Genomic DNA, 26072 nt, shown 5'->3' with positions numbered 1-26072 from the left:
TTGAAAGATTGCGCCCCAGGCGCCCCGGCGGGCGGCACTTTCGCCACGGGACGCGCGCTCCCGGCTCCGGTAAGGTAAGCCCCCAATAGTAAGGATAGGCTCCTGCATGACTCGTATCGCTTTCATCGGCGGCGGCAACATGGCGCGCAGCCTGATCGGCGGCCTGCTCAAGACCGGCGTGGCCGCCTCGTCCATCACCGTGTCCGAGCCGCGGGCCGAGGCCCGGCAGGAGCTGGGCCGCGACTACGGCATCGCCTGCTACGCGGAAAACCGCCTGGCCGCGGCCGAGGCCGACGTGCTGGTGCTGGCGGTGAAGCCGCAGATCATGCCGTCCATCCACGCCGAACTGCGCGACACGCTGGCCCGCCAGCGGCCGATGCTGATCTCCATCGCCGCCGGCGTGCGCATCGACCAGTTGGAGCGCTGGTTCGGCCACGCCCTGGCCATCGTGCGCTGCATGCCCAATACCCCGGCGTTGATCGGCGCGGGCGCCACGGGCCTGTTCGCCAACCGCCGGGTCAGCCCGGAACAGCGGGCGCAGGCACAACACATCATGGATGCCGTGGGCATCACGCGCTGGGTGGATGACGAAGCGCTGATCGACACCGTCACCGGCATCTCCGGTTCCGGCCCGGCCTACTTCTTTGCCCTGGTGGAAGCGCTGGAAGACGCCGCCTTCGCGCAGGGCATGTCGCGCGAGACCGCACGCGCGCTGGCCGCGCAGACCTGCCTGGGCGCCGGCCGCATGCTCACCGAAACCGGCGAGGACCCCGGCGTGCTGCGCCAGCGCGTCACCTCGCCCAACGGCACCACGCAGGCCGCGCTCGAAAGTCTTGCCGCCGACCATTTCCACCAGATCGTCGCCCGCGCCGTGGCCGCCGCCACGCGCCGGGGCGCCGAGCTGGCTGCCGCACTGGACGACCCATCGTGAGTTACCTCGTCAACGCCCTTTCGTTCCTCGTCGACCTGGCCTTCGGCGCCGCCGCCGCGCTGTTCGTGCTGCGCCTGTTGGCCGAAGCCAGCCGCGCGGACTTCCACAATCCGCTGAGCCAGTTCATCTACCGCACCACCAACGTAGTGCTGGCGCCGATCCGCCGCGTGCTGCCGAACTGGCGTCGCATCAATGTCGCTGCCCTGCTGCTGGTGTGGCTGCTGATGCTCATCAAGCGCATCGTGCTGTTCGCCCTGCTCGGCGTGTTCCCGCACGTGGCGGGGCTGCTGGTGCTGTCGGTGGCCGACACGCTGGACTTCATCGCCATGTTCTACGTGGTGCTGATCTTCATCTGGTCGCTGATGAGCCTGTTCCAGGTCGAGGGCTATCACCCGGTCTACCGTCTGGCCGGCACCCTGGTGGATCCGCTGCTGCGTCCGCTGCGCGGCAAGCTCACCGCCGGCGGTCTGGATTTCGCGCCGTGGGTGGTGATGATCGTGCTGATCCTGGTGCGCCTGCTGCTGGTGTCGCCGCTGGCCGACCTGGGCGCGCGGCTGGCGCTTGGCATCTGAGGACGGCCGGCGCGCACCGCGCAATCTTCCGATATCCCATCCGATGGGGCGTGCCATGCACGCCCCATCGCCGTATCCGACCTGTCCCATGGAGATAAGACCCGCATGAACGCGACTTCGCCCACCCTGCGCCGCCGGCTGCTCGCGCTAGCCCTTGCCGCCGCCTCCGTGGGCGCGGCCCACGCCGCCGCTCCGGCCGCCGCGCTCACCGCCACGAAGCCCGACGTGGTGGCCGACCACATCGATACCTCGGTGAACCCTGGCGTCGACTTTTTCCAGTTCGCCAACGGCGCATGGCTGAAGAGCCATCCGATTCCGGCGGAGGAATCGTCGTGGGGCATCGGCCAGGTCGTGCAGGACGAGCTTTACGCCAAGCTGCGCAAGATCAGCGAGGACGCCGCGGCGGACAAGGCCGCCAAGCCCGGCAGCGACGAACAGAAGGTCGGCGATTTCTGGATCACGGCCATGGACCAGGCCCAGGCGGACACGCTGGGCATCACCCCGCTCAAGGACGAACTGGCGCGCATCGATGCCGTGCATGACGTGAACTCCGCGCTCGACGCGGCCTTCGCCATGCAATTGATCGGCGTCGATCCGTTCTTCGACTTCCAGGTGTCGCAGGACGAGAAGCAGAGCGACGTGATGGCCGTGCACCTGTGGCAGGGCGGCCTGGGCCTGCCGGAGCGCGACTACTACTTCAACAAGGAAGCCGGCGTCGCCAAGGTTCGCGCTGCCTATGTCGCGCACCTGCAGCGCGTGTTCCATCTGCTCGGCCAGCCCGACGCCGAGGCCGCCAGCAGCGCGAAGCAGGTGATGGCGTTCGAGACTGCGCTGGCCAAGGTATCGCGCCCGCTCGCCGATCTGCGCGATCCCGAGAAGAATTACCACAAGATGGCGCCCGCCGACCTGACGACGAAGTACACGCCGTCCATCGCGTGGAACGCGCGCCTCGCCGGCTGGAAGCTGCCCGCCGGCACGGTGATCGTCGGCCAGCCGGAATTCTTCAGCGGCCTGCAGGCCCTGCTGGCGAAGACGCCCACGCCAGTAGTGCGCGACTACCTGCGCGTGCATCTGGTGGACGCGTACGCCAGCTTCCTCAGCCAGGATTTCGACAACGAAAGCTTCGACTTCTATGGCCGCACGCTCAACGGCCAGGCGCAGCAGAAGCCGCGCTGGAAGCGCGCGCTGCGCGCCGAAAACCAGGCGCTGGGCATGGTGCTGGGCCGCATCTACGTCAAGGATTACTTCTCCGACGCGGCCAAGCAGCGCTACAACGCGATGGTGGAAGCCGTGCGCACGGCCTATGGCGAACGCATCGACAAGCTGGACTGGATGAGCCCGGCCACCAAGGCGAAGGCGCATGAAAAGCTCGCCGCCATCACCAAGAAGGTCGGCTACCCGGACAAGTGGAAGGACTACTCCACGCTCACCATCGGCCGCGCGTCGTACGCGCAGAACATGATGAACGCCAAGCGCTGGGAGATCGAAGACATGATCTCCAAGTTCGGCAAGCCGGTGGACCGCGCCGAATGGGAAATGACGCCGCAGACCTACAACGCGTACTACAACCCGTCGAACAACGAGATCGTGCTGCCTGCCGCGCAGTTCATGATCCCGGGCTTCGCCGACGATCAGATCGATGACGCCGTGGTGTACGGCTACGTCGCCGCCTCCACCATCGGCCACGAAATCACCCACGGCTTCGACGACGAAGGCCGCCAGTACGACGCCAAGGGCAACCTGGCCGACTGGTGGACCAAGGAAGACGCCGCCCGCTTCAAGCAGCGCGCCGACGTGATGGTGAAGCAGTTCAACGCCTATGAGCCCCTGCCCGGCCTGCACATCAACGGCCAGGCCAGCCTTGGCGAGAACATCGCCGACTTCGGCGGCATCATGATCGGCCTGGATGCGTTCAAGAAAACCGCGCAATACCAGAGGGGCGAGAAGATCGCCGGCTACACGCCGCTGCAGCGCTTCTTCCTCGGCTACGCGCTGGGCTGGCTGTCGCAGGAACGCGACGAGAAGCTGCGCACGGGCCTGCTTTCCGATGTCCACGCACCCGCGAAGTGGCGCGTGAACGGCCCGCTGTCGAACGTGCCGGATTTCTACGAGGCGTTCGGCGTGAAGCAGGGCCAGCCGATGTGGCGGCCGGAAGACCAGCGCGTGAAGATCTGGTAAGTCCTGAGGATGGCGATGAGGCTGGAGATTCCAGCCTCATCGCTGCGGTGCGTGCTGTCGTGCCGCGTCAACACAGGTGAGGGCAAGAACTACTCCGCCGCCCTCACCACCAGCGTCGTTCCATCCACGCCCACTACTTCCACCATGCTGCCGGCCGGCAGGTCCGGCCCGCGCACCAGCCACAGGCTGTCGCCCACCTTGGCCTTGCCGCGGCCATGCACGATGGGTTCGGCCAGCACGTAGCGCTGGCCGATCTTCTGCTCGCCGCGCCGGTTGAGCAGCGCACTGCCCGGCTCGTCGCGCATCAGGCGCGGACGCAGTCCGTACCAGTACGCCGCGCACGAGAGAAACGCGAGCACCGCGAACACCAGCGCCTGCGCCAGCAACGACATGTCCGGCGCGGCCAGCACCACCACGCCGGTGACGCCGGCAGCGATGCCGATCCACAGCATGAAGTAGCCGGGCAAGATCACCTCGACGGCGATCAGCACCAGCGCCAGGATCCACCACAGGTAATGCAGCGCGATCTGTTCCATGCCCGGTTCAGCCCAGCGACGGTGGCGTGCGGCGGTTGGTGTTGGTCGCCTGCTGCTGGCTCAGCGAATCCTTCGCCAGTTCAGCGATGCCGGCCAGCGAACCGAGGATGCCGGTGGCTTCCACCGGCAGCAGCAAGGTCTTCTGGTTGGGCGAATGCGCCATTTCCTTCAGCGCTTCGACGTACTTGTTCGCGACGAAGTAATTGAGCGCATTGACGTTGCCGTTGGCGATGGCCTCGGACACCATCTTGGTCGCTTCGGCCTCTGCCTCGGCCAGGCGGATGCGCGCCTCGGCCTCGCGGAACGCGGCTTCCTTCTTGCCTTCCGCAGCGAGGATAGCGGATTGCTTTTCGCCGTCGGCCTTCAGCACGGCGGCCTGGCGGAAACCCTCCGCTTCCAGGATGTTCGCGCGCTTCTCGCGCTCGGCCTTCATCTGCCGCGCCATCGAATCGACCAGGTCGCGCGGCGGCGCGATGTCCTTGATCTCGATGCGGTTGACCTTGACGCCCCACGGATGCGTGGCCTCGTCCACCACGGTGAGCAGCTTGGCGTTGATGGCGTCGCGCTGGCTGAGCGATTCGTCCAGGTCCATCGAGCCCAGCACCGTGCGGATGTTGGTCATGACCAGGGCAAGCGCCGCCTGCTCCAGGTTGGCCACTTCATAGGCGGCCTTGGCCGCGTCCAGCACTTGGTAGAACACCACGCCATCCACGCGCACCACCGCGTTGTCCTTGGTGATGACGTCTTGCGAAGGCACATCCAGCACCTGCTCCATCATGTTCATCTTGCGGCCGATGCTGTAGATGAAGGGAATCAGGAAATGCAGGCCCGGCGTGAGCGTGCGCGTATAGCGGCCGAAACGTTCCACTGTCCATTCGTAACCCTGCGGCACGATGCGCACCAGCTTGGCGAGCACGATCACCGCAACCACGATCACTACCAGAGCAAATAGCGAGCCCATTGCCTGCCTTCCCATTCCATGAAGATGGGATCGAGTATAGGCGAGCCCGGAGCATCCAACAGGTGGGGCGCCGATTACGCGAGTTATCTTGGCCCCAGCGGCAGCAGCAGGCTGACCCGCAGGCCGCCCTCCTCGCGGTTGGCGAGCGCGATGCGGCCGCCGTGGGCCTCCACGATCTCGCGCGCCAGCGCCAGGCCGAGGCCGGTGCCGGAACGCTTGGTGGAGTAGAACGGCAGCAGGGCCTGGGCCAGCACGGTCTCGCTCATGCCCGGGCCGCGGTCGGCCACTTCGATGCGCACGTCGCGGCCGATCACCATCAGCGACAGCGATACGCCGTCATCGGGGCTGCCCGATTCGTGCGCGTTCTTCACCAGGTTGATCAGCACCTGCTCGATCTGCGCCGCGTCGAACCAGCCGGGCTGCTCGGGCAAGGCGCTGGCCAGGGTGAACTTGCAGTGCAGCGCCAGGCTGTCCAGGAACGGCTTCCATTCGATGGATGCCAGCTGCGGCGCCGGCAGCTTGGCGAAACTGGCGTAGCCGGCGATGAAGCCGTGCAGGTGCCGCGCGCGCTCGCCGATGGTGGCGAACACGCCCGGCAGGCGCGTGGTATCGCCACGGCGCGCCAGTTCCGCGCCCGAATGGGCGAGCGAGGAAATCGGCGCCAGCGAATTGTTGAGCTCGTGGCTGATCACGCGGATCACGCGTTTCCACGTGGCCACTTCCTGCCGCGACAGTTCGCGCGTCATGCGCCGGAACAGCTGCAGGCGATGCGGGCGACCTTGCAGGCGGAAGCTGCGCTGCGACAGGTGGAAGGTCTCCTCGCCGCCGTCCATCTCCACGGTGAGCAAGGCGTCTTCGCCGCTTTCCACCGCGCGGCGCAGGGCTTCCGGGCTGTCGCTGAGCAGCTCCGCGAAATCCAGGCCATGCAGGGTGCGCCCTTCGTTGAAAAGGTGCCGCGAAGCGATGTTGGCGTAGGTCACGCGGCCGCTCGCATCGGTAAGCACGAGTGCGACGGGCGTGTTCTGCACCACCGTGTCCAGCAGCAGTTCGCGCTGGGCCAGGTTCTGGCGCTGCTCGCGCAGGGTCTGGCCCAGCGCGTTGTGCATGCGGATCAGCTCGCCCAGTTCGTCGCGGCGCGTGGCCGCGATGGAGAAACTGAAGTCGCCGTCGCGGTAGCTCGCCACGGCGCCTTCGAGCGCGCGCAACAGCTTGGTGATGGGCGCGGTCACGCGATGGCCGAGCCACAGCGACAGCGGCAGCAGGAACGCCATCGACACGATCATGCCGCCGTAGAAACCGAAGTGCGCCGGCGTGCCGAGGTTGATACCCACCTGGCGCATCCACACCAGCACCTGCGGCAACGGCCACTGCGTCACACCGGCATAGATGAGCGCACCCGCGATGCCGGCAAACCCCAGCAGCATCACCATGCGCGACTCGAGCGTACGCAAGCCCAGCCGCATCAGTCCTCTCCCTTGCGAACGATGGCCGTCAGTGACACGCCGCACCCGGCCCCATTGGTGCGCAATTGATGTGCGGCCCGCGGCCGTTGTTGATGATCACGCGGATCGGCGTCTGGTCGGGCGGCGCCGTGTCCTTGGCGGGACCGTTGCGGAAATTGAAACGCTGCGCATCGCTGGCGGCGGTGCTGAGCGTGTCGCGATAACCGCTGGCCGCGGTGCTCGCCGCAGCGGGCGGGAGCTTGCCCCAGCGGTCGCTGGGCGAGGCCGGCGCAACGCTCTGCGCGGCGGCGCTGGCGCACAGCAGCGCGGTGACGAGACACAGGTAGCGATAGCGCATGGCGAACTCCATCGACCCTCCCCTCATCATCCTCGGCCATCGCGGCAAGGGCAACGCTTACGCCTGCGCCAGCCCGTAGCGCTCCATGCGGCGATACAAGGCCTGGCGCGACAGGCCCAGCGACTGCGCGGCGCGGCTGACCACGCCGCCGGCCTTGTCCAGGGCCGCCTCCACCGTCTCGCGGCTGGGCTCGTCCAGGTTGCGCGCGCCCGCCACGGCCAGCTGCGGCAGGTTGAGTTGCTCCGGCGTGATGCGGCCATCGGCCGCCAGCAGCGCGGCGCGTTCGATGGCGTTCTTCAGTTCGCGCACGTTGCCGGGCCACTGGTAGGCCAGCAGCGCGTCGCGCGCGGCGTCGGTGAGTTCGGCGCGGCCATCGAGGAAGAAGTCCGCCAGCGGCAGGATGTCGTCCACGCGGTCGGACAGCGGCGGCAGGTTCACCTCGATGACATTGAGGCGGTAATACAGATCCTCGCGGAACGTGCCCGCGCGGATCATCGCCTTCAGGTCCGCATTGGTGGCGCTCAGCACGCGCACCTTCACATGGCGCGTGCGGCCCGAACCCAGGCGCTCGAACTGGCCGGTTTCCAGCACGCGCAGCAGCTTCACCTGGCCCGACAACGGCAGGTTGCCGATCTCGTCGAGGAACAGTGTGCCGCCGTCAGCCAATTCGAAGCGGCCTTCGCGCGCCTTGTTGGCGCCGGTGTACGCACCTGCTTCCGCGCCGAACAGTTCGGCCTCGATCAGCTCGCCCGGCAGTGCGCCGCAGTTCACCGCCACGAACGGGCCGCGCTTCACGCCGGAGTTGGCGTGCACGATGGCGGCGATGCGCTCCTTGCCGGCGCCGTTGGGGCCGGTGATCAGCACGGGCACGTCCGAGCGCGCGACCTGGCAGGCCAGGTCCAGCGTGCGCGCCATCGCCTCGGAGGCGAACACGATGCCGTTGAGGTCGTAGCGGCGCTGCAGGTCTTCACGGCGCTTGCGGCGCTCGTTGCGGGCACGGGTGACTTCGCGCGTGGATTCCGAAAGCTCCAGCAGGTTTTCCACCGTCGCCAGCAGCTTGTTGTCGTCCCAGGGCTTGGCGAGATAGTCCGCCGCGCCGGCCTTCACCAGTTCCACTGCGGTTTCCAGGTGCGTCCACGCGGTGAGCAGGATCACCGGCAAGTCGGTGTGGCGCTGGCGGATGTCGCGGAACAGCGCGATGCCCTCCTCGCCCGAGGTGGTGTCGGCGGTGAAGTTCATGTCCTGGATCACCACGTCCACCCGCTCCGTTTCGAGCATGGCCAAGCCCTGTTCGGGCGTCAGCGCGGTCAGCGGGCGAATCTCATGCAGGGAGAGCGCGAGCGAAAGCGCCTCGCCCACGGCCGGGTTGTCGTCGATGATCAGTACGGTTCGCATTCGTCGCTTGCACATGTAGACGTGGATGCGGCTCCACGCCAAAAGGTTGCATGAATCGTTTCGGTTTGTCGCCAACTAAGGCGGCGACGGCTTTGCCCCGGCACGGGCCGGGACAAAGCCGGTATCTGCGGGCCCGCCCGGTTCCTCCGGGCAGGCCCGCCTTGCGTCAACCCTTCTGCGGCACCGGATGCGCCGGCGCCTTGCCGGCCTTCACCGCGGCGATCCATGCATCGGTACGCGCTTCGAGCACATCCAGCGGCAGCGCGCCGCCATCGAGGATTTCATCGTGGAAGGCGCGGATGTCGAACTTGTCGCCCAGCTCCTTCTTGGCGCGCGCACGCAGCTCCAGGATCTTCAGCTGGCCCATCTTGTACGCCAGCGCCTGGCCCGGCCAGGTGATGTAGCGGTCGGTTTCGGCCTGCACGTCCGGCTCGTCCTCGCTGGAATGCGCGTGGAAGAAATCCACCATCTGCTGGCGCGTCCAGTGCTTGTAGTGCACGCCCGTGTCCAGCACGAGACGGTCGGCGCGCAGCAGCTCGTCGGAGAGATGGCCGTAGTACGACAGCGGATCCTTGTAGAAGCCCAGCTCGTGGCCAAGCTGCTCCGCATACAGCGCCCAGCCTTCGATGTAGGCGTTGTAGCCCGCCTGCTGGCGGAACGGCGGCAGGCCCTTGAGCGTCTGCGCGATGGAGATCTGCATGTGATGGCCTGGGATGCCTTCGTGATAGGCGGTCGACTCGATGGTCAGCACGCTGCGGTTCTGGAAGTCGCCGGTGTTGACGAAGATCTGGCCCGGACGCGAGCCATCCGGCGTGCCCTGGTGGTATTCGGCGGCGGCGGCTTCCTTCTCGCGGAACGGCTCCACCGGCACCACTTCCACCTTGGTCTTGGGCAGCAGGCCGAACAGCTTGGGCAACTCCGGCTGCATGCCGGCCAGGTAGTTGCGATAGCGGTTGAGGATGTCCTCGCGCGAAGTGGCATGCACCTTCGGGTTGGTCTTGAGCGATTCGCGGAAGCTCGCCAGGTCCTTGAAGCCCTGCTGCTTGGCGATCTCGGTCATCTCGCCTTCAATGCGCTTGACCTCGGACAGGCCGATCTCATGGATGCGCTCCGGGCTTTCCTTGGTGGTGGTCATCTGCTCCACTTGGAAGGCGTAGATGGCATCGCCGTTGGGCAGCTGCCACACGCCCGGTTCGCTGCGGCCATGCGGGGCGTAGTCGTTCTTCACGAACGCGCCCAGCTTCTGGTAGGCCGGACGCACCTTCTGGTCGATGGCGGCGAGGATGGCGTCGTGCAGGCGCTTCTGGTCGGCCGCCGACACCGTCTTGGGGAAGCGCTTCAGCGGCTCGGCGAACACGTTGTCCATGCCGGCCGGCGTGCCGATGCTGTCGATCTGCGTGGCGACTTTCTCGAGCAGGTACTTGGGCGGCATCATGCCGTTCTTCAGGCCCAGACGCGCGTTTTCGGTGGCCTGGTCCAGCAGCGTCGGCACGTTCTGCAGGCGCTTGAGGTAGTCGTCGTATTCCTTGGTGTTGTCGAACGGAATGGAGCTGACGAAGCCGGCCAGCTGCAGGTGCACGCCGCTCATCTGTTCCAGCGGCATCTCGTCGAGCTTCAGCTCGTGCGCCTTCAGCGCATCGGTGAGCCTGCGCACCATCAGCTGCTGGTTGAGCTTGTCCTCTTCCGAAAAACCGGTGGTGTCGATGGCCTGGAAGCGCTTGAGGAACGCCTTGTCCGCGGCGTATTCGCGCTCGGCGAAGGCCGGCGAGGCATCCGACCAGCGGTCGTTGTAGCGCAGGTCGCCCAGGATCGTGGCGAATTCCGGCTGCGTTTCCAGCGTGTGCTGCCACTGCTCGGCCAGCAGGGCGTTGAGCGCCTTCACGCGGGTGGGTACGTCCGTGGCGGCGGACTGCGCCCCAGCGACGCACGCCGCCGACATCATCACGCCCGCCAACAGCATTCGCGGTCCGATCTTCATGGGTTCTCCCTCCGGTTGAGATGACGCCTATTCTGCACACCCGCCGCCCGCACGCCCGTGCCGAAGCGCACGGGCACACGTTCAGCTAGGGTCTGTTAGCACTATCGGCAGCGCGCGGCTTGACCTGGCAGCCAGCCAGGCCAGCACCACGCACTACCACCCGCTGACCACGGGCAAGCAACGCGGGCTACGCGAATAGTGCTAACAGGCCCTAGAGCGACCGGGTGGCGACCACCGGCGGCACCGCCGCCGCCCGCCGGGCCGGCGACCACGCCGCCAGCTGGCCCAGCAGCAGCACCAGCGCGCCGCCGATAGGGAGATAGCTCCACGGCAGCCGGGGAAGCTCGTAGTGGCGCATGAGCACGCCGTTGGCGACATAGGCCAGCGCCATGCCGACCAGCACGCCGGCGCCGGCGATAAGCAGGTTCTCCACCATGAAGTAGCGCAGCACCTGCGAACGCCGCGCGCCCAGCGCCCGCTGGATGCCGATCTGCCGCGTGCGGCGCTGCACCCAGAACCCGGTGAGGCCCATGATGCCGATGGCCGTCACCACGATCACCGCCATCGTCACGCCGGCGAACAGCCAAAGGGCCGCGCGTGCGCCGCGTAGCGCGTCGTGGCGTCGTTCGGCGTAGGTGGTGATCTTCACCGGTATGTCTTCGCTCAAGAGTGGGCCGAACGCCTCGTTGATGGCCGCTCGAATGCCGCGCAAGGCGACCTCGCGCATGGCGGGATCGATGCGCACCGCATAGCCCACCATCGCGGTATCCCCCACACGTCTGGCAGTCAGCATGGTGTTGTCCGCACGCCCGTCCGTCGCCAGGGCCAGCTGGTTGCGCATCAGGTGGCGTACCACGCCCACCACCTGGTAGCCATGCCCATCGGGCTCGTCGGGCACCTGCAGGATCTGCCCCACTGCGGGCTGGTCGCCGAACAGCTGCTTCGCCAGCGACTCAGTGATGATGATGGACTCGGTCGAACCGGTGTCCGGAACGCCGCTGGACGGCTGATTGACGCCGAACTCTTGGTATTCCGAAGGCAGGAAATCACGGCCGGCCACCAGTTGCAGTCCCAGCGACTTCACCAGGCCTTCGCCGAAGTAGCCGTTCACGCCGACCTTGACGCCGCGGGGCGACTGCAGGGTGTAGTCGACCATCATGGTGCCGATCATCGGCAGCCCCAGCGCCGCAGAGGCATAACGAACGCCAGGCGTACGGCTCAGCGCCAGCTGGCCGGCACGTACGTCGGCCCCTGTCCATGGACGCACGCGCGAGGTGATCTGGTCGACCAGCACCAGCTCGTCCTCCGCCAGGCCGCTGGGCGCCACCATCGGCTGCACGCGCTGCCAGACGAGGAACAGCACGTTGCAGAGAATGGCGCACGCCAGCGCCACCTGCAGCAGCACCAGCGCGGGCATCAACGCATGGCGACGCAAGACCTTGAGCATCACGGCAAGCGACATCGCATTCTCCTTATGCGCTCTTGACCTGAAGACCCGGCTCCACGCGCGAGGCGCGCCACGCCGGCAACCATCCGGTGATCACGCCCACTGCAAGCGCCAGCGCGAACAAGGCCGCGAACATGGCCGGGTCGAGGTGGGCAAGGTCGGTGAAGCCGCTGTCCTGCAGGCGCAGCGTCCACGGGCCGAACAGCGTGAGCGGCAGGGCGAGCACGCCGCCCAGCAGGCAGATCAGCACCGCCTCGAACACGTGCTGCTGGAAGATCGCGGCGCGTGGTGCGCCCAGCGCGCGGCGTATGCCGATCTCCGCGCCGCGACGCAGGAAACGCGCCGCCAGCAACCCGGCGACGTTGGCCATGCACAGCAGCAGAAACGAACCTGCCAGCCACGCATTGAGCCGCACGTTGTCGGGCACCACGTTCTGCCGGCTCAACCATGCGCCCACGCCGGTGAGCTCCGCGCGCGAGGTCTTGCCATAGCCCGCCAGCGCTTGCTGGTTCTGCACGTAGTGCTGCAGGTAGTCATGAAAATCGGAAGCGGCCTTGCTGTCCGGCAGGCTTACCCAATAGCTGAGCGACGAACAATGCGCGGCGTCCGTCTCGAACAGCGTGGTCTTCTTGGGGCCATCCTCGTCGCAGGCATCGCTGCCTGCCAGGTCCACGCCGGCGTCCAGCAAGGCCGATACCGGTGCGAATACCTGGTCGCGGCGTTGATCGCCGAAGCTGAAGGCCGCAAGGTCATAGAAGTGCGGCTGCAGCGAGAACGGTGCGCTCACGCCAATGACGCGGAACACGCCGTGCCCAAGCCTCAATTCGCGTCCGACGGCGTCGGCCGTGCCATACAGCGTCTGCGCCATCTCGCTGTCGATCACGGCCACCGGCGCGTGCGTCTGGTCTTCCGCGGCGGTCCATCCGCGCCCGCTGCGCAAGGCCACGCCGAACATCGGCATGAACTCGCTGGTGGTGGCGAGCACGTAGTTGCGATGCTTCTTCGCCTGATCGCCTTCGCCCCTGATCTCGGTGAATACGCTCGCCATCGGCGCTTGCCAGATGGCGCGATGGTCATGCAGCAAGGCCTGCGCATCGTCCCACTTGATGCGGTGATAGTTCTGCACGGTGATGTCGTTGAGCGACTGGCTCTGCTGCGGCTTGGCCCGCACCGTGTCCACCCATGCCAGATACAGATGGCCGCTGCGTCCCGGCAACGGATCGGCCGTGAGCTGGTGCAGCAGCGCCAGCGTCGTCATGGTGGCGGCCACGCCCATGGCCACCGTGATCACCGCCAGCACTGTGCTGCGTGGATACCGCTTCAATCCATGCCAGGCCAACGTCAGGTTGTAACGCATGCGTTCCTTCCCTGTTGCGTGTATCGCTTGTCCACGGACTGCGCTATCGAGCGCCGCCCTCCCCCGTTTTTTTCCGTCGATCAGACCGAGCGCGTCGCCACCACCGGCGGCACGCTGGCGGCGCGCAAGGCCGGCGCCAGTACCGACAACTGGCCCAAGCCCCACAACACCAGTGCGCCCAACGGCAGGTAATAGGCCGGCAGGCGCGGCACTTCGTAGAACTTCATCAATACCAGGTTGAGCGCGAACGTCATCACCATGCCGATACCGATGCCCGCACTCACGATCAGGAAGTTCTCCGCCTGGAAGTAATGCAGGATGTCTCCTCGCGTGGCGCCCATCGCACGGCGGATGCCGATCTGCTTGCGCCGCTGCTGCACCCAGAAACTGGCGAGACCGACGATGCCCAGCGCGGTGACCAGCAGCAGGGCGACGATGACGCCGGCGAGCATGCCGACCATGACGCGCGTCTGGCGATAAAAATCCGCGCGAAGCTCCGGCACCGTGCGGCTCTGTTGCAGATCGAGCACCGCCTCCGGCGCGGCCTTCTGGACCACGTCGCGCGCATCGCGCAGCACGCGTGACAACGCGGCCGGGCTTGCGCGCACCGCGTAGACGCCATGGAGCGACTCACCGGGAATCACCGGCACGAACACGGACCACTCACCGCCACTGTCGCCATGACCGCCACCAGGATCGGGAGGCGTCAGGTGCGCCATCACGCCGACCACGCGAAAGTGGTACTTGTCTGACCAGAATTCCTTGCCCAAGGGATCCTGTCCCGGCCACAGGCGTTCGGCGAACGCGCGCGTGATCCATACCGACGTGTTCAGCGGAAGCCAGTTCTCGGCGATCTGGAAATCGTCCGCCTGGAACGCGCGCCCGCTCACTCGTTGCAGCCCAAGCGTTTCCACCGAGCCCGGGCCGCCGGCGTAGAAGTGCGGCACGGCGATGAAGTGCTCGCGGTCCAGGCTGATGCCGGCATAGCCGGCCGGTTGCGCGAACGGCACGGCGTTGACCACCGCCACCGACTCCACGCCAGGCACGGCGCGCAGCGCAGCAGTCACGCGTGCATTGAGGTCGGCGCCCTTGCATCCGTCGCAGTCCAGGCTGATCACCGCCAGTGAGGATTCATCCACGCCGCTCGTGATGTGCAGCAGGCGCAACTGTTCCGCGATAAGGAAACAGGCGTTGCACAGCACCGCGCACGCCAGCGCGATTTCCATGGCGATCAGCGCGGTCGCCAGACGGTGGCGCCGCAGGGCGGAAAGGATGGGAGCGAAATTCGTCATCGTCGACCTCACAAGGTCTTGAGCTGCCATGCCGGCACCACCCGGCACGCGCGCACCGCCGGAAGCATTCCGGCCAACAGGCTGGCGCCGATCGCGGCAACGAAAGTGAGCAGGAACATCGGCACATCCAGGCGAACCAGATCCGCATAGGCGACCGGTTGCTGCCGGATCAGCCACAGGCCGACCAGGGTAAGCAGCCAGCCGAAAGCGCCGCCGATCAATCCGATCAGGCCCGATTCCACCATGTACTGCGCGAACACCGCCGCGCGGCTGGCGCCGAGTGCGCGGCGCAGGCCGATCTCGCCGCTGCGCCGCAGGAATTTCGCAAGCAGGAGCCCCACCATGTTCACCAGGCAAATGACGAGGAACGCCACCGCCAGCCAGGCCTGCAGGCGCACGTTGCCGGGCAGCACGCCGTTGAAGTCCAACCAACCCATCAAGTCGCGCAAGCGCGTGTTGCCTGCATGGGTAAAGCGGCCTATCGCCTGCTGCTGTGCCGCATAATCCGCCACGAAGCGCCGATAGGCGGCAACCTGCGCGGCATCCTTGATCTGCACCCACAACGCGACCCACACGCAAGGCGCGTCTTGCAGGTGTCCGGGACGCGCCGGCATGTGCCAGCAGGTGAACTGCTGGAAATTGCCGTCGTTGATGTCCAGCCCGGTGAAGAACGGCGTGATCACGTCTTCCGGCCTGGCATAGAAGTCGCTGGTGTCGCCCGCCGCGAAACGGCCACCGCGCACCGCGTAGAACTGCGGCGACGGCCGCCATGGCTTGAGCACGCCGACGATGCGCACGTCACTGTCGCGCAAGCGCAGGGTGCGACCCACGCTGTTCCCGCCGGCGAAAAGCTTCTGGTTGAGGTCGTCGCTGATCACCGCCAAGCGCGCGCGGGATGCGTCGTCCTGTTCGCTCCATGGGCCGCCATAGCGGAACGGCACGTCGAACATGGTGAAGAAATCCGTCGTCGCCGAAAGCATCATCGTCATCACGGCAGGCTTGCCGGCATCCGCCGTGTTCAAGCGCACCTGGCTCTGCACCAGCAAGGCCTGGCGATCGGCGCGTCTCGCGCTCCACAGATCGACGGCCGAACGGTAGTCGAGCATGTCCAATGGTTCGTCGCTGTCCTTGCCCTTCGGACTCGCATCCACCTGCGGATAGAAAATGGTATGGCTGCGTCCCGGCAGCGGATCGCCCGACAGCAGATGCACCACGGTGAGCGTGGTCATGCTGGCCCCGATGCCCACGGCGATGGCGAGCACCATCAGCGCCGTGAGCACCTTGTTCCGGCGCAGGCTGTGGACGGCGAGATCGAGGTAGTAACCGAACATTCCCTTGTCCTCGGCGTGGCTCAGACCGAGCGCGTGGCAACCACCGGCGGCACTGCCGCCGCCCGCATGGCGGGCCCGAGCACCGCCAGCTGGCCGATGATCCACAGCAGCACGGCGCCCACCGGGAAATAGATGCCGGGCAGGCGCGGCAGCTCGTAATGCACCATCAGCATCAGGTTGATGCCATACGCCAGCACCATGCCCACGGCGATGCCGATGGTCGCCAGCAGGAAGTTCTCCGTCTGGAAATAACGAAGGATGTTCGCGCGCGTGGCGCCCAGCGCACGGCGCACGCCGATCTGCCGGCGACGCTGCGCCACCCAGAAGCTGCCCAGGCCCACGATGCCCAGCGCGGTGACGACCAGCAAGGCGACGCACACGCCCACCAGCAGGCCGGCCATGGCGCGATCGTTCTGGAAGAAGTCCTCACGCATGTTGCTCAGCAGATGCTGCTTGAGCACGATGCGGTGCGGGTTGATCTCCTTGAGCCTGGCCACCGCCGCCTGCAGCACGCGCTCGCGGTTCTTCGGGTCGTCCACGCGCACGATGTACTCGTTGTTGGCCACGCGCACGGGCATCACCATCGAGTAGCTCTTGGCCGAATCGTCCCAGATGGACGGCCGGATCAGTTCCTTGACCACGCCCACCACGGTGAACGCGTAATCGGCCATGTAGAGCTGCTTGCCCAGCGCGGGCTGGCCTGGCCACAGCCGCTCGGCCATGTTCTGCGTGATCACGACGACATGCGGAACGCCCTTGGCTTCCTTCGCGGTCGCCGCGTTGACCACCTGATCCATGTCCATGTAGTCGGCCGGCTGCAGTTCCCGGCCCGCGATCAGCTGCGTACCCAGCGTCTGCGTCACGTTCTCGCCGAAGTAGTCCGTGGCGTTGAGCGTGGCCAGGCGCTGCTTGGGATCGAGCTTGATGCTGCCGTTGGAGGAGGAATTGCCGAACGGCACCTCGTTCACCGAGGCCACCGCGACCACGCCGGATATCTGGCGCAGCGCGGCGAGATCCTCGTCGCGGCGCGCCTTGTCGTCCTTGGTCACGCCGATGTTGGTGAGCGCGATGTGCAGCAGGCGCTGCTCGTCCACGCCGCTCTGCATGTGGATGCGCTCGATGCGCTGGTTGATGATGAATACCGCGTTGCACACGATGGCGCAGGTCAGCGCGATTTCCGCGATGACCAGAAAGGCCGTGGTCTTGTGGCGGCGCAGCGTCGAGAGAATGGGCAGGATGTCCATGGAAGAGGCTCCTTACTGGCTCTTCAGTTGCAGCGCGGGTGTGATCTGGCAGGCGCGCCAGGCGGGCAGCAGGCCGGCAAGCAGGGTGGCGCCCACGGCCAGGACAAAGGTGACCAGCAACATGCCCAGGCTCATGTGCGCGAGCGAGGCATAGTCGGAGGGCTGCTTGCGCACCAGCCACAGGCCGACAAAGGCCAGCAGCAGGCCGAACAGCCCGCCCGCCAGGCCGATCACGCCCGACTCCACCAGCAACTGGGTGAACACCTCGCGCCGCGAGGCGCCCAGCGCGCGGCGCACGCCCAGCTCGCCGGCGCGGCGCAGGAACTTCGCCAGCATCAGGCCCACCGTGTTGACCAGGCAGACCAGCAGGAAACCCAGCGCCAGCCACGTCTGCAGCCGTACGTCGCCCGGCACCACCTTGTTGATGTCCATCCATTGCATCAGGCCAGGCAAGGCCACGTTCACCGGACGCTGGAAGCGCCCCAGCGCCTTCTGCTCCTGCGAGTAATGCACCAGGAAGTCGTGATACGCGGCCACCTTGTCCGCGCCGTCGAGCTGCACCCAGAACTGCAGCCAGGTGCAGGGCGAGGTCTCCGCATGCTCGCCGTCGCCACCGCCCGTTCCCCAGCAATCGGTGGAGCCAGCATGCTCCAGGTGCGCGTCGCGCGAGCTACTCAGCGGAACGAAGACATCCTCCACCGAGCCGTAGCTTTGCATATAGATGTCGTAGAAGCGCGGCGTCGGCTTCCACTCGTCCAGCACGCCGATCACCTGGAAAGCCGTGTCCTTCATGCGCAGGGTCTGGCCGGTGCTGTCCTTTCCGCCGAACAGCTTCTCGTTGAGCTTGCGGCTGATGACCACCACGCGGGCGCGGCCGTTGTCCTCCGCCTCGGTCCACGGACGGCCATAAAGAAACGGCACCTTGAACATCGGGAAGAAGTCGGCCGTGGTGTAGCGCGCATCGCTGAAGAACGGGTCGATGTTCGACTGCGCCGGCTGTACCGGCACCGCGCCGCCGGTCATCAGGGCCTGGCGGTCCGCGCGCTTGGCGTGTAGCAGGTTGTTGCCGTCCGTCCAGGTCACCTGGTCCGGCGGGCGCTTGCCTTCCTCGTAGCCGTCCATGTCGCGCGGATCCACCTGCGGATAGAACAGCGTGGCGCTGCTGCCGGGCAGCGGGTCGCCCGACAGCACGTGGAGCACCGTCAGCGTGGTCATGCTGGCGCCGATGCCCAGCGCGATGGCCAGCACCATCAGCGCGGTGAGTATCTTGTTGCGCCTCAGGCTGCGCAGCGCCAGGTCGAGGTAATAGCCGAACATGGTCGTCCCCTTTATGAATTCGGTCCCGCCGTCACACCGATCGCGTCGCTTCCACCGGCGGCACGCGCGATGCGCGCAGCGCCGGCGCGAGCACCGCGCCCTGCCCCAGCAACAACAGGATCACCACGCCCGTCACCAGATAGGACAGCGACAGGCGATGCATCTCGAACCGCGTGACCATCCACAGGTTCATGGCGATGGCGAGCACGGTGCCCACCAGCACGCCGGCGCAGCTGATCAGCAGGTTTTCGGTCATGAAGTAATGCAGGATGTCCTGCCGCGTCGCGCCCAGCGCGCGCCGCACGCCGATCTGCCGGCGGCGCTGGCCCACCCAGAAACTGGTGAGGCCCACGATGCCCGCCGCGGTGACCGCCAGCAGCACGATGCTGATCACGCCCATCAGGATCGCCATGCCGCGATCGCTTTCGTACGCGCGCGAACGCACCTCGCTGAAACTGAGGAGGCCGTCGTCGTCGGCGATCACGCGTCGCGGGTTCTGCGCGAACAAGGCCTTGCCCGCCGCGCGCATGGCGGCGTCCAGCTGCCCCGGCCGCGCGCGTACGATGTAGAACGAGCCCAGCGACAGGGTCAGCCGCTCGGGAATGATCACGGAGCGGTACGCGAAGTCCGACGCCCAGCGTTCCACGCTCTGCGCCTGCAGCAGGTCGACCACGCCCACCACGGTGGCGGGGCCGCCGATCAGGTAGATGGTCTTGCCCACCGCCTGGCCGCCCGGAAAGAGCTTGTCGGCCAGGGCGCGGGTGATGATCACCACCGGCGGCGCGAGCTTGTAGCGCATGTCCATGTGGCCGATTTCGTCGGCGCGGAAATTGCGGCCCGCGATCAGCTTCAGGCCCAGCGTGTCGATGAAGTGCTCGTCGGCAAAGTAGATGGTCGAGCCCGAGCTGTCCTGCAGCTGGTCCGGCTTGAGCTTGACGCCGTCGTCCCAGCCGCTGCCGCGCAACGGATACGAATTGCTCGGCGTCGCGTCCTGCACGCCCGGCACCTGTCGCAGCGTCTGCAGGTCCGCGCGCATCATCGCGTCCACCCGCGCGGAATCGGGCGCGCCGACCCACTCGTTCTTGACGATGAAGATGTTGGCCTCGTCGATGCCGGTGGGCTCGGACAGGTGCGCCACGCGCTGGTGGATGATGAACAGCGCGTTGCAGACGATGGCCAGCGTGAGCGCGATCTGCATGGCGATCAGGAAGGTGCCGGCCTTGTGGCGGCGCAGCGCGGAGAGAATCGGCTTGATCTGCATGGGCTATCCCCTCAATTGGACTTGAGCTGCCAGGCCGGCTGCACTTGCGCCGCCCGCCAGGTGGGATAGAACGCCGCGAACACCGTGGCGGAAATCGCCACCAGCAAGGTCAGCAGCACCAGCGAAACATCCAGATGCGCGAGGCGCGCGATCTGCGGTTCGAACACCATGCCCAGACCCAGCATGCCCACCGCCGTCAGCACCAGGCCGAGCACGCCGCCGGCCACGCCGACCATGGCCGCCTCGGCCAGGAACTGGCGGTAGATGTCCGCGCGCGACGCGCCCAGCGCGCGACGCACGCCGATCTCCGGCGCGCGGCGCATGAACTTGGCCAGCAGCAGGCCGATGGTGTTGACCAGGCAGATCACCAGGAAGCCCAGCGCCAGCGACAGCGAAATGCGGCTTTCCGGCGGCACGGCATGCTGGTAGTCCAGCCACTGGCGCACGTCGCGCAGGCGATTGTTCGGCGCCCAGTTGAAGCGGCCGGCCTCGCGCTGCTCGCGCGCATAGCCGTCGAGGAACTGCCGGTACGCCTGCACCTGCGCGGCGTCCTGCAGCTCCACCCACGGGCTGATCCACACGCATTCGCCGTGCAGCCAGCCGTCCCAGCTATCGCCGCGCTTGCCGTCGCTGCCGCAGTTGTTGTTGCCGTAGGTGTCGATGCGCTGGCCGATCGCATAGGTGAAGGGGATATAGATCTGCGACGGATCGGCGTAGAGGTTGCCGTCGAAGATGTCGAAGAAGCGCGGCTTCGGATCCCACATGTCGGTGACGCCCACGATGCGGAACTGGCGGTCGTCCAGGGTGATGCGCCGGCCCACGCTGTTCTCGCCACCGAACAGCTTCTGGTTGAGCGCGCGGCTGATCACGATCACCGCCTCGCGCGATTCGTCCTGATCGTTGTCCCAGGCGCCGCCGTACTGGAACGGTACGTCGAACATGCCGAAGAAGTCGCTGTAGGTGGCATAGCCCACGGCCTTGAACGGCATGCGGTGCGGGTCGTCCGGCATGACCGAGAGGCCCACCGGGAACAACATCGTCTGCCGCACCGCCTTGTGCGCGCGCATCAAGGCCATGGCGTCGGTGTAGGTCAGCGCGGACGGCGGCTCGCCGTGGCGGTTGTACTGCGGCCCGCGGTTGTCGATCAGCGGCACGAACAACGTCGACGACTTCTGCGGTATCGGATCACCCGATACCGCGCGGAACACGGCGAAGGTCACCATCGACGCCGCGACGCCGAAGCCGATCGACATGATCATTAATGCCGTCAGCAGGACGTTGCGCCGAAGGCTTGCCGCGCCCAGTCGCAGGTTGTGGACAAACATGCCGCTCATGAACACCTCTTTCCGCTCACACACACCGCACTACGCTTGCTTCTCTATCCCGCGCCCGGTCACACCGAGCGCGTGGCTTCCACCGGGGACACGCGCGACGCACGCAGCGCCGGCGCGAGCACCGCGCCCTGCCCCAGCAGCAGCAAGGCGACCACGCCCACCAGCACGTACACCAGCGACAGCCGCGCCATCTCGAACTGCGTGACCAGCCACAGGTTCATGCCGATGGCGAGCAGCGCGCCGATCGCCACGCCGGCCACGCCGATCAACAGGTTCTCCGTGAGGAAATAGCTCAGGATGTCGCGCTTGGTCGCGCCCAGCGCGCGCCGCACGCCGATCTGCTTGCGCCGCTGGCCCACCCAGAAACTGGTAAGGCCCACGATGCCCGCCGCCGTGACGCCCAGCAGCACCAGGCACACCACGCTCATCAGGATCGCCATGCCCCTGTCGCCCTTGTAGGCGTCGTCGCGTATCTGCGCAAAGGTGCGCACGCCGCGTTCGCTCGGGATCACGCGCAGGCGGTTCACCTTCACCAGCGCGGCCGGTGCCGCCTTCATCACCTCGGCCAGCTGGCCCGGCTTGGCGCGGATCAGGTAGCTGGTGTATGGACTGGTGAGCTGGACCGGCAGGATCAACGAGTTCTCGTAGAAATCGTCGGACCACATGGCGTTCCAGGGCACGCCCAAGCGTTCCACGATGCCGATGATGGTGGTCGGCTTCTTGGTGTCGCCGATGTAGATCGGCTTGCCCAGCGCGGAGCCGTCCGGATACAGCTTGTCGGCCAGCGCCTTGCTCACGATGACCATGGAAGGATCCGGCACCGAGCGCGGATCGGCTTCCACGACTTCGTCCGAACGGAAGTTGCGCCCGGCGACCAGGCGCACGGCCATGGTCGACAGCACGTGATCGTCGCCGAAGTACTGCGTGGTATGCGCCTTGGAATCCTTCGCGTCCACGTCGGTGCGCACGCCGGTGGACCAGCCACCGCCACGCAGGGGATAGGAATTGAGCGACACGGCATCCTGCACGCCCGGCAGCTGGCGCAGGGCCTGCAGATCGGCCTTGATCAGCGGCCCGCCCTGGTTGTCTCCCATGCCGACGAACGCGCTGTGGATGGCCATCAGGTCGGTTTCCACCATGCCGGTGGGCCGCTGCACGCGTTCCAGGCGCTGGTGGATGATGAAGATCGCATTGCACACGATGGCCAGGGTCAACGCGATCTGCAGCGCGATCAGGATGGTGCCGGCCTTGTGCCGCTTGAGCGCGGCGAGAATGGGCTTGATGTGCATCATCGTCGTCGCCTCAGTTGGATTTGAGCTGCCACGCCGGCTGCACCTGCGCGGCACGCCACGTGGGATAGAAGGCCGCCAGCACCGTGGTCAACACAGCCACCAGCATGGTCAACAGCACCAGGGACACATCGAGCTTGGCGAGCCTGGCGACATCCGGCTCGAACACCAGCGACACGCCCATCACGCCCAGGCCCGTGAGCAGCAGGCCGACCACGCCGCCGGCCAGGCCCACGGCCGCGGCCTCGATCAGGAACTGCAGGTAGATCTCCTTGCGCGGCGCACCCAGCGCCCGGCGCACGCCGATCTCCGAGGAGCGGCGCATGAACTTCGCCAGCAGCAGGCCCACCGTGTTCACCAGGCAGATCAGCAGGAAACCCAGCGACACCATCAGCGATACCTTGGCTTCCTGCGGCACCACCTTCTGGTAGTCCAGCCATTCGGTGACGTTGCGCAGCCGAGTGTTCGGCGCCCAACGGAACCGACCGGCGCGCTGCTGCTCGGCGGCGTAGCCATTGAGGTAGGCGCGATACGCATCGGCTTCGGAGGTGGTCGGCAGCTCCGCCCAAAAACCCAGCCAGACGCATTCCGAACGGATCCACGAATCCCAGCCCTTGCCCGGGTCGTGGCTGCAGTTGTTGTTGCCATTGGTGTTGGTCTGGAGCTCCACGGCGCGCGTGAAGGGGATGAACACCTCGATGGGGTCATCGAAACCGTTGGTGTTGATGACGTCGTAGAACACCGGCTCGGGGTTCCACTTGTCGGCCACGCCGACGATGCGATAGTCGCGGCCGTTGATGCTGACGTTCTTGCCCACGCTGTTGGCGCCGTTGAACAGCTTGTCGTTGAGCGCCTTGCCGATCACCGCCACGGCCGCGTGCGACTCGTCCTCGTCGGCCGTCCAGGCGTGGCCGTAGAGGAAGGGAATGTCGAACATGGCGAACGCATCGGCATACCAGGCGTAGCTGGTTTCGCGGAACGGCAGCATGGACGGGTCGGTCGGCACGATGGAGATCGCCGCCGGGTACAGCGCCGTCTGCCGCTTCGCGCGCTTGTCGCGCATCAGGTTGATGGCGTCGGTGTAGGTCATCGCGTTCGGCGGCTCGCCCTTGTTGTCCTTGCTGGCGTCCGGGCCCCAGTTGTCGATCTGCGGCACGTACAGCTGCGAGGACTTGTCCGGGATGGGATTGTTGGACGTCGCGCGGAACACCGAGTAGGTGGTCATCGACGCGGCCACGCCACAGCCGATCGCCAACACCATCAGCAGGGTCAACAGCGGGTTTTTCCTGAGACTGCGCAAGCCAAGCTGGAGGTAGTAGGCGAACATGGCGGTCCTTCGAGGAGGGAGCCGCCTCCCGCACGCGCGGGAGGCATCGGTGGCGTGGTTCAGGCCGGCGAGTTGGCGCGCGCGGCATGCACGGCATGGTGGAAGCGCGGGTCTTCCGCCAGATCCACCACCTGGCCGTCGATGATGTGCACGTTGCGCTGCGCGCGCGCGGCCAGTTCCGGATCGTGCGTCACCATGACGATGGTGGCGCCTTCGCGATGGATCTCTTCCAGAAGTTCCATCACGCCGCGGGCCATCTGCGTGTCGAGGTTGCCGGTGGGTTCGTCCGCCAGCAGCAGGCGCGGCGAACCGGCGAGTGCGCGGGCGATGGCGACGCGCTGCTGCTGGCCGCCTGAGAGTTCCGCCGGATAGTGCTTGGCGCGCGAAGCCAGGCCCACGCGTTCCAGCGAGTTCATGATGCGCTCCTTGCGCTCGGCCGCCTTCATGCCGCGATAGCGCAGCGGCACTTCCACGTTGTCGAACACGTTGAGGTCGGGAATGAGATTGAACGCCTGGAAGATGAAGCCGATCTTCTCGTTGCGGATACGCGAGCGCTCGTTGTCGTTGAGGTTGCTCACCTCCACGCCATCGAGGTGGTACTGGCCGCCAGTGAAGGTTTCGAGCAGGCCGGCGATGGTGAGGAAGGTGGTCTTGCCCGAGCCGGAGGGACCGGTCACGGCCACGAACTCGCCTTCGTTCACGTTGATGTTGAAATCGCGCAGCGCATAGGTCTCCACCACTTCGGTGCGGTAGACCTTGGACAGATGGGTCATCTTGAGCATGGTTGTGTCCTTTGTTCGCCAGGGAATAGGGAATCGAGAATAGGGAATAGGAAGAGCGCGGCCCGTGGCTTTTGCTATTCCCTACTCCCCATTCCCTATTCCCGGTTTAGTTGGAGATCGCGACGCGCTGGGCGCCCTTGAAGCTGTCGGTACCGGAGATCACGATGTTGTCGCCTTCCTTCAGGCCATCAAGGATCTCCACCTTGTCGATGCTGCTCGCGCCGACGCGGATGGTGTGCTTCTCCGCCACGCCGTCGCGCACGAGGTAGGCGTAGCTGCCGCCCGATTCGTCCACGAAGGAGCCGCGCTGCACGGTGAGCACGTTGTCGCGCTTGTCCAGCAGGATGCGCACGGACAGGCGCTGGTTCTGGCGCAGCTGCTTGGGCGTGGCGCCGTCGAAGCGCAGGCGGGCGGAGACTTCGCCATTCACCACTTCGGGCGAGATGGCGCTGACCAGGCCCTTCCAGGTGCTGCCGTTGCCGCTGATCTCGCCGGTCATGCCGATGCCCAGATCACGCGCGAAGCTTTCTGGCACCTTCATCTCCACTTCCAGCGCGGAGAGATCGATCACGCTGAGCAGTTGCGCGTCCTTGGCGACGGTGGCGCGCTCGGCGATGAACAGCTGGCCGACCTGGCCGTCCACCGGCGACTTCACGTTGAGGTCTTCGACCTGGCGCTGCAGGTCCTTCACCAGCAGCAGCTGGCGCTCGTGCGCGAGCTTCTTGGACTGGATGTCGAAATTGAGGCTGTCGGTGTTGGTGGCCAGATCCGCCTTGGCGTGCTCCAGCGTGATGCGCATCTTCTCCAGCGTGTCCTTGGCCTTGTCCACGTCCATGCTGGGCACGGCGCCCTGCGAGAACGCTTTCTGATAACGCGCCAGGTCGCGCTGCGCGCCCTGTTCGTCGATGTTGGCGTTGTCGTAGGCCTTCTGCAGCTCGCCGCGCGTCTTGCGCGCATCGATCTGCGCACGCAGGTAGTCCACCTGCATGGCATCGGCAGCACTCTGTTCCTGCGCGAGCTTGTTGGTCAGCTCCGGGCTGTCGACCACGGCGAGCACCTGCCCCTTCTTCACCGCATCGCCCGCATGCACCTTCAGCGTCACGGCGCCGCCATAGGTGGCATAAAGCGTGGGACTGACCGCCGCCACCACCTTGCCCTCGGCGGCGATATCGCGGACGAAGGGCCCGCGCTCCACCGTGGCAAACGCCAGGCGCGAACTGCTGACCGAGGCATCAGCCGAGAACAGCCGTCCAATACGCGGACCGAACAACGCCAGCAACGCGAGCACGGCCACGCCGCTGCCGATCAGCACGGCCCGGCGCTTGCGATTGGGTTTGACCTCGACCAGGCGGTCTTGTGCGGAGGTATCGCGAATCATCGATGGGTCCCTGGCCGCGGACAATGCGGCCCCTGACCTACGTCAGCAATCCGCGTGCCAACCCGGAAATCCCTATTTACCCCCTATTTTTCAGCCACTTGAGATAAGCCGCCGCCGAGGACGGCTGTCCGCGGACACTGCCACGGACAGACGGACAAGCGTCCGTGGACACTTGGCAAGGCAGACCCGACGCCTACGCCCCATCCACCGCTTTGGCTTTGGCTTTGGCTTTGGCTTTGGCTTTGGCTTTGGCTTTGGCTTTGGCTCTGGCTCTGGCTCTGGCTCTGGCTCTGGCTCTGGCTCTGGCTCTGGCTCTGGCTCTGGCTCTGGCTCTGGCTCTGGCTCTGGCTCTGGCTCTGGCT

At 66.4% G+C, this 26072-nt stretch carries 22 protein-coding genes; 4 read left to right on the top strand and 18 right to left on the bottom strand.

Features of this window, described 5'->3' with window-relative positions:
- Window positions 1-106: 106 nt before the first annotated feature.
- The 3 genes from proC to BDW41_RS11470 all read left to right on the top strand — a co-directional run bounded on the left by proC (window position 107) and on the right by BDW41_RS11470 (window position 3681).
- Window positions 107-931 (top strand): pyrroline-5-carboxylate reductase, encoded by an 825-nt coding sequence (proC, locus tag BDW41_RS11480; protein WP_074547903.1) that lies wholly within the window; start codon window positions 107-109, stop codon window positions 929-931.
- Window positions 928-1503: a YggT family protein gene (locus tag BDW41_RS11475; protein ID WP_074547904.1), complete on the top strand. Its 576-nt coding sequence runs from the start codon at window positions 928-930 to the stop codon at window positions 1501-1503. Before proC ends, BDW41_RS11475 begins: the two co-directional genes overlap by 4 nt.
- Window positions 1504-1608: 105 nt before the next feature.
- Entirely contained in the window at window positions 1609-3681 is a 2073-nt protein-coding gene (locus BDW41_RS11470; protein WP_074547905.1) for a M13 family metallopeptidase, read from the top strand.
- Between the two features lie 89 nt (window positions 3682-3770).
- Here the strand turns inward: BDW41_RS11470 and BDW41_RS11465 are convergent, their stop codons facing one another.
- The 18 genes from BDW41_RS11465 to BDW41_RS11380 all read right to left on the bottom strand — a co-directional run bounded on the left by BDW41_RS11465 (window position 3771) and on the right by BDW41_RS11380 (window position 25710).
- Complete coding sequence (locus tag BDW41_RS11465) at window positions 3771-4217, bottom strand: NfeD family protein (protein ID WP_074547906.1); 447 nt, start codon at window positions 4215-4217, stop codon at window positions 3771-3773.
- A 7-nt stretch (window positions 4218-4224) separates the two neighbouring features.
- Window positions 4225-5178 carry an SPFH domain-containing protein gene (locus tag BDW41_RS11460; RefSeq protein ID WP_074547907.1) on the bottom strand — a complete coding sequence of 318 codons (954 nt, stop codon included), beginning with the start codon at window positions 5176-5178 and terminating at the stop codon, window positions 4225-4227.
- 83 nt (window positions 5179-5261) lie between these two features.
- The gene (locus BDW41_RS11455; protein ID WP_074547908.1) at window positions 5262-6641 is read right to left on the bottom strand and encodes an ATP-binding protein; all 1380 of its coding nucleotides are present in this window, start codon (window positions 6639-6641) and stop codon (window positions 5262-5264) included.
- A 28-nt stretch (window positions 6642-6669) separates the two neighbouring features.
- Complete coding sequence (locus BDW41_RS11450) at window positions 6670-6978, bottom strand: hypothetical protein (protein ID WP_146217340.1); 309 nt, start codon at window positions 6976-6978, stop codon at window positions 6670-6672.
- A 57-nt stretch (window positions 6979-7035) separates the two neighbouring features.
- Window positions 7036-8373: a sigma-54 dependent transcriptional regulator gene (locus BDW41_RS11445; protein WP_074547910.1), complete on the bottom strand. Its 1338-nt coding sequence runs from the start codon at window positions 8371-8373 to the stop codon at window positions 7036-7038.
- Window positions 8374-8539: 166 nt separating this feature from the next.
- Entirely contained in the window at window positions 8540-10351 is a 1812-nt protein-coding gene (locus tag BDW41_RS11440; RefSeq protein WP_074547911.1) for a DUF885 family protein, read from the bottom strand.
- A gap of 211 nt (window positions 10352-10562) precedes the next feature.
- The gene (locus BDW41_RS11435) at window positions 10563-11813 is read right to left on the bottom strand and encodes an FtsX-like permease family protein (protein WP_074547912.1); all 1251 of its coding nucleotides are present in this window, start codon (window positions 11811-11813) and stop codon (window positions 10563-10565) included.
- A gap of 10 nt (window positions 11814-11823) precedes the next feature.
- Window positions 11824-13155 carry an ABC transporter permease gene (locus BDW41_RS11430; protein ID WP_074547913.1) on the bottom strand — a complete coding sequence of 444 codons (1332 nt, stop codon included), beginning with the start codon at window positions 13153-13155 and terminating at the stop codon, window positions 11824-11826.
- A gap of 80 nt (window positions 13156-13235) precedes the next feature.
- Window positions 13236-14447, bottom strand: coding sequence for an FtsX-like permease family protein (locus tag BDW41_RS11425; RefSeq protein WP_074547914.1), 1212 nt, complete (start codon window positions 14445-14447; stop codon window positions 13236-13238).
- A gap of 8 nt (window positions 14448-14455) precedes the next feature.
- Window positions 14456-15778, bottom strand: a complete 1323-nt coding sequence (locus BDW41_RS11420; RefSeq protein WP_074547915.1) for an ABC transporter permease — start codon at window positions 15776-15778, stop codon at window positions 14456-14458.
- A 20-nt stretch (window positions 15779-15798) separates the two neighbouring features.
- On the bottom strand, window positions 15799-17022 hold the full coding sequence (locus BDW41_RS11415) for an FtsX-like permease family protein (protein ID WP_074547916.1): 1224 nt from the start codon (window positions 17020-17022) through the stop codon (window positions 15799-15801).
- A gap of 12 nt (window positions 17023-17034) precedes the next feature.
- A complete protein-coding gene (locus BDW41_RS11410; RefSeq protein WP_074547917.1) occupies window positions 17035-18339 on the bottom strand; it encodes an ABC transporter permease in 1305 nt (434 codons plus the stop codon).
- 31 nt (window positions 18340-18370) lie between these two features.
- Window positions 18371-19600: an ABC transporter permease gene (locus BDW41_RS11405; RefSeq protein WP_074547918.1), complete on the bottom strand. Its 1230-nt coding sequence runs from the start codon at window positions 19598-19600 to the stop codon at window positions 18371-18373.
- A gap of 11 nt (window positions 19601-19611) precedes the next feature.
- Complete coding sequence (locus tag BDW41_RS11400; RefSeq protein WP_074548038.1) at window positions 19612-20925, bottom strand: ABC transporter permease; 1314 nt, start codon at window positions 20923-20925, stop codon at window positions 19612-19614.
- Between the two features lie 68 nt (window positions 20926-20993).
- Window positions 20994-22223 carry an FtsX-like permease family protein gene (locus tag BDW41_RS11395; protein ID WP_074548040.1) on the bottom strand — a complete coding sequence of 410 codons (1230 nt, stop codon included), beginning with the start codon at window positions 22221-22223 and terminating at the stop codon, window positions 20994-20996.
- A gap of 13 nt (window positions 22224-22236) precedes the next feature.
- Complete coding sequence (locus BDW41_RS11390) at window positions 22237-23550, bottom strand: ABC transporter permease (RefSeq protein ID WP_074547919.1); 1314 nt, start codon at window positions 23548-23550, stop codon at window positions 22237-22239.
- 59 nt (window positions 23551-23609) lie between these two features.
- Window positions 23610-24332 (bottom strand): ABC transporter ATP-binding protein, encoded by a 723-nt coding sequence (locus tag BDW41_RS11385; protein WP_074547920.1) that lies wholly within the window; start codon window positions 24330-24332, stop codon window positions 23610-23612.
- Between the two features lie 106 nt (window positions 24333-24438).
- Window positions 24439-25710, bottom strand: a complete 1272-nt coding sequence (locus tag BDW41_RS11380) for an efflux RND transporter periplasmic adaptor subunit (RefSeq protein WP_074547921.1) — start codon at window positions 25708-25710, stop codon at window positions 24439-24441.
- A gap of 164 nt (window positions 25711-25874) precedes the next feature.
- Here BDW41_RS11380 and BDW41_RS23685 point away from each other — a divergent pair.
- Window positions 25875-26072 (top strand): hypothetical protein (locus tag BDW41_RS23685; RefSeq protein ID WP_233496846.1); only part of this gene is annotated, 198 nt, incomplete at its 3' end.

Source organism: Dyella sp. AtDHG13 (genome assembly GCF_003201105.1).
Taxonomy (GTDB): domain Bacteria; phylum Pseudomonadota; class Gammaproteobacteria; order Xanthomonadales; family Rhodanobacteraceae; genus Dyella; species Dyella jiangningensis_B.
The sequence above is the reverse complement of the archived record's forward strand: the minus strand, read 5'-3'. Positions and strand labels throughout refer to the sequence as shown.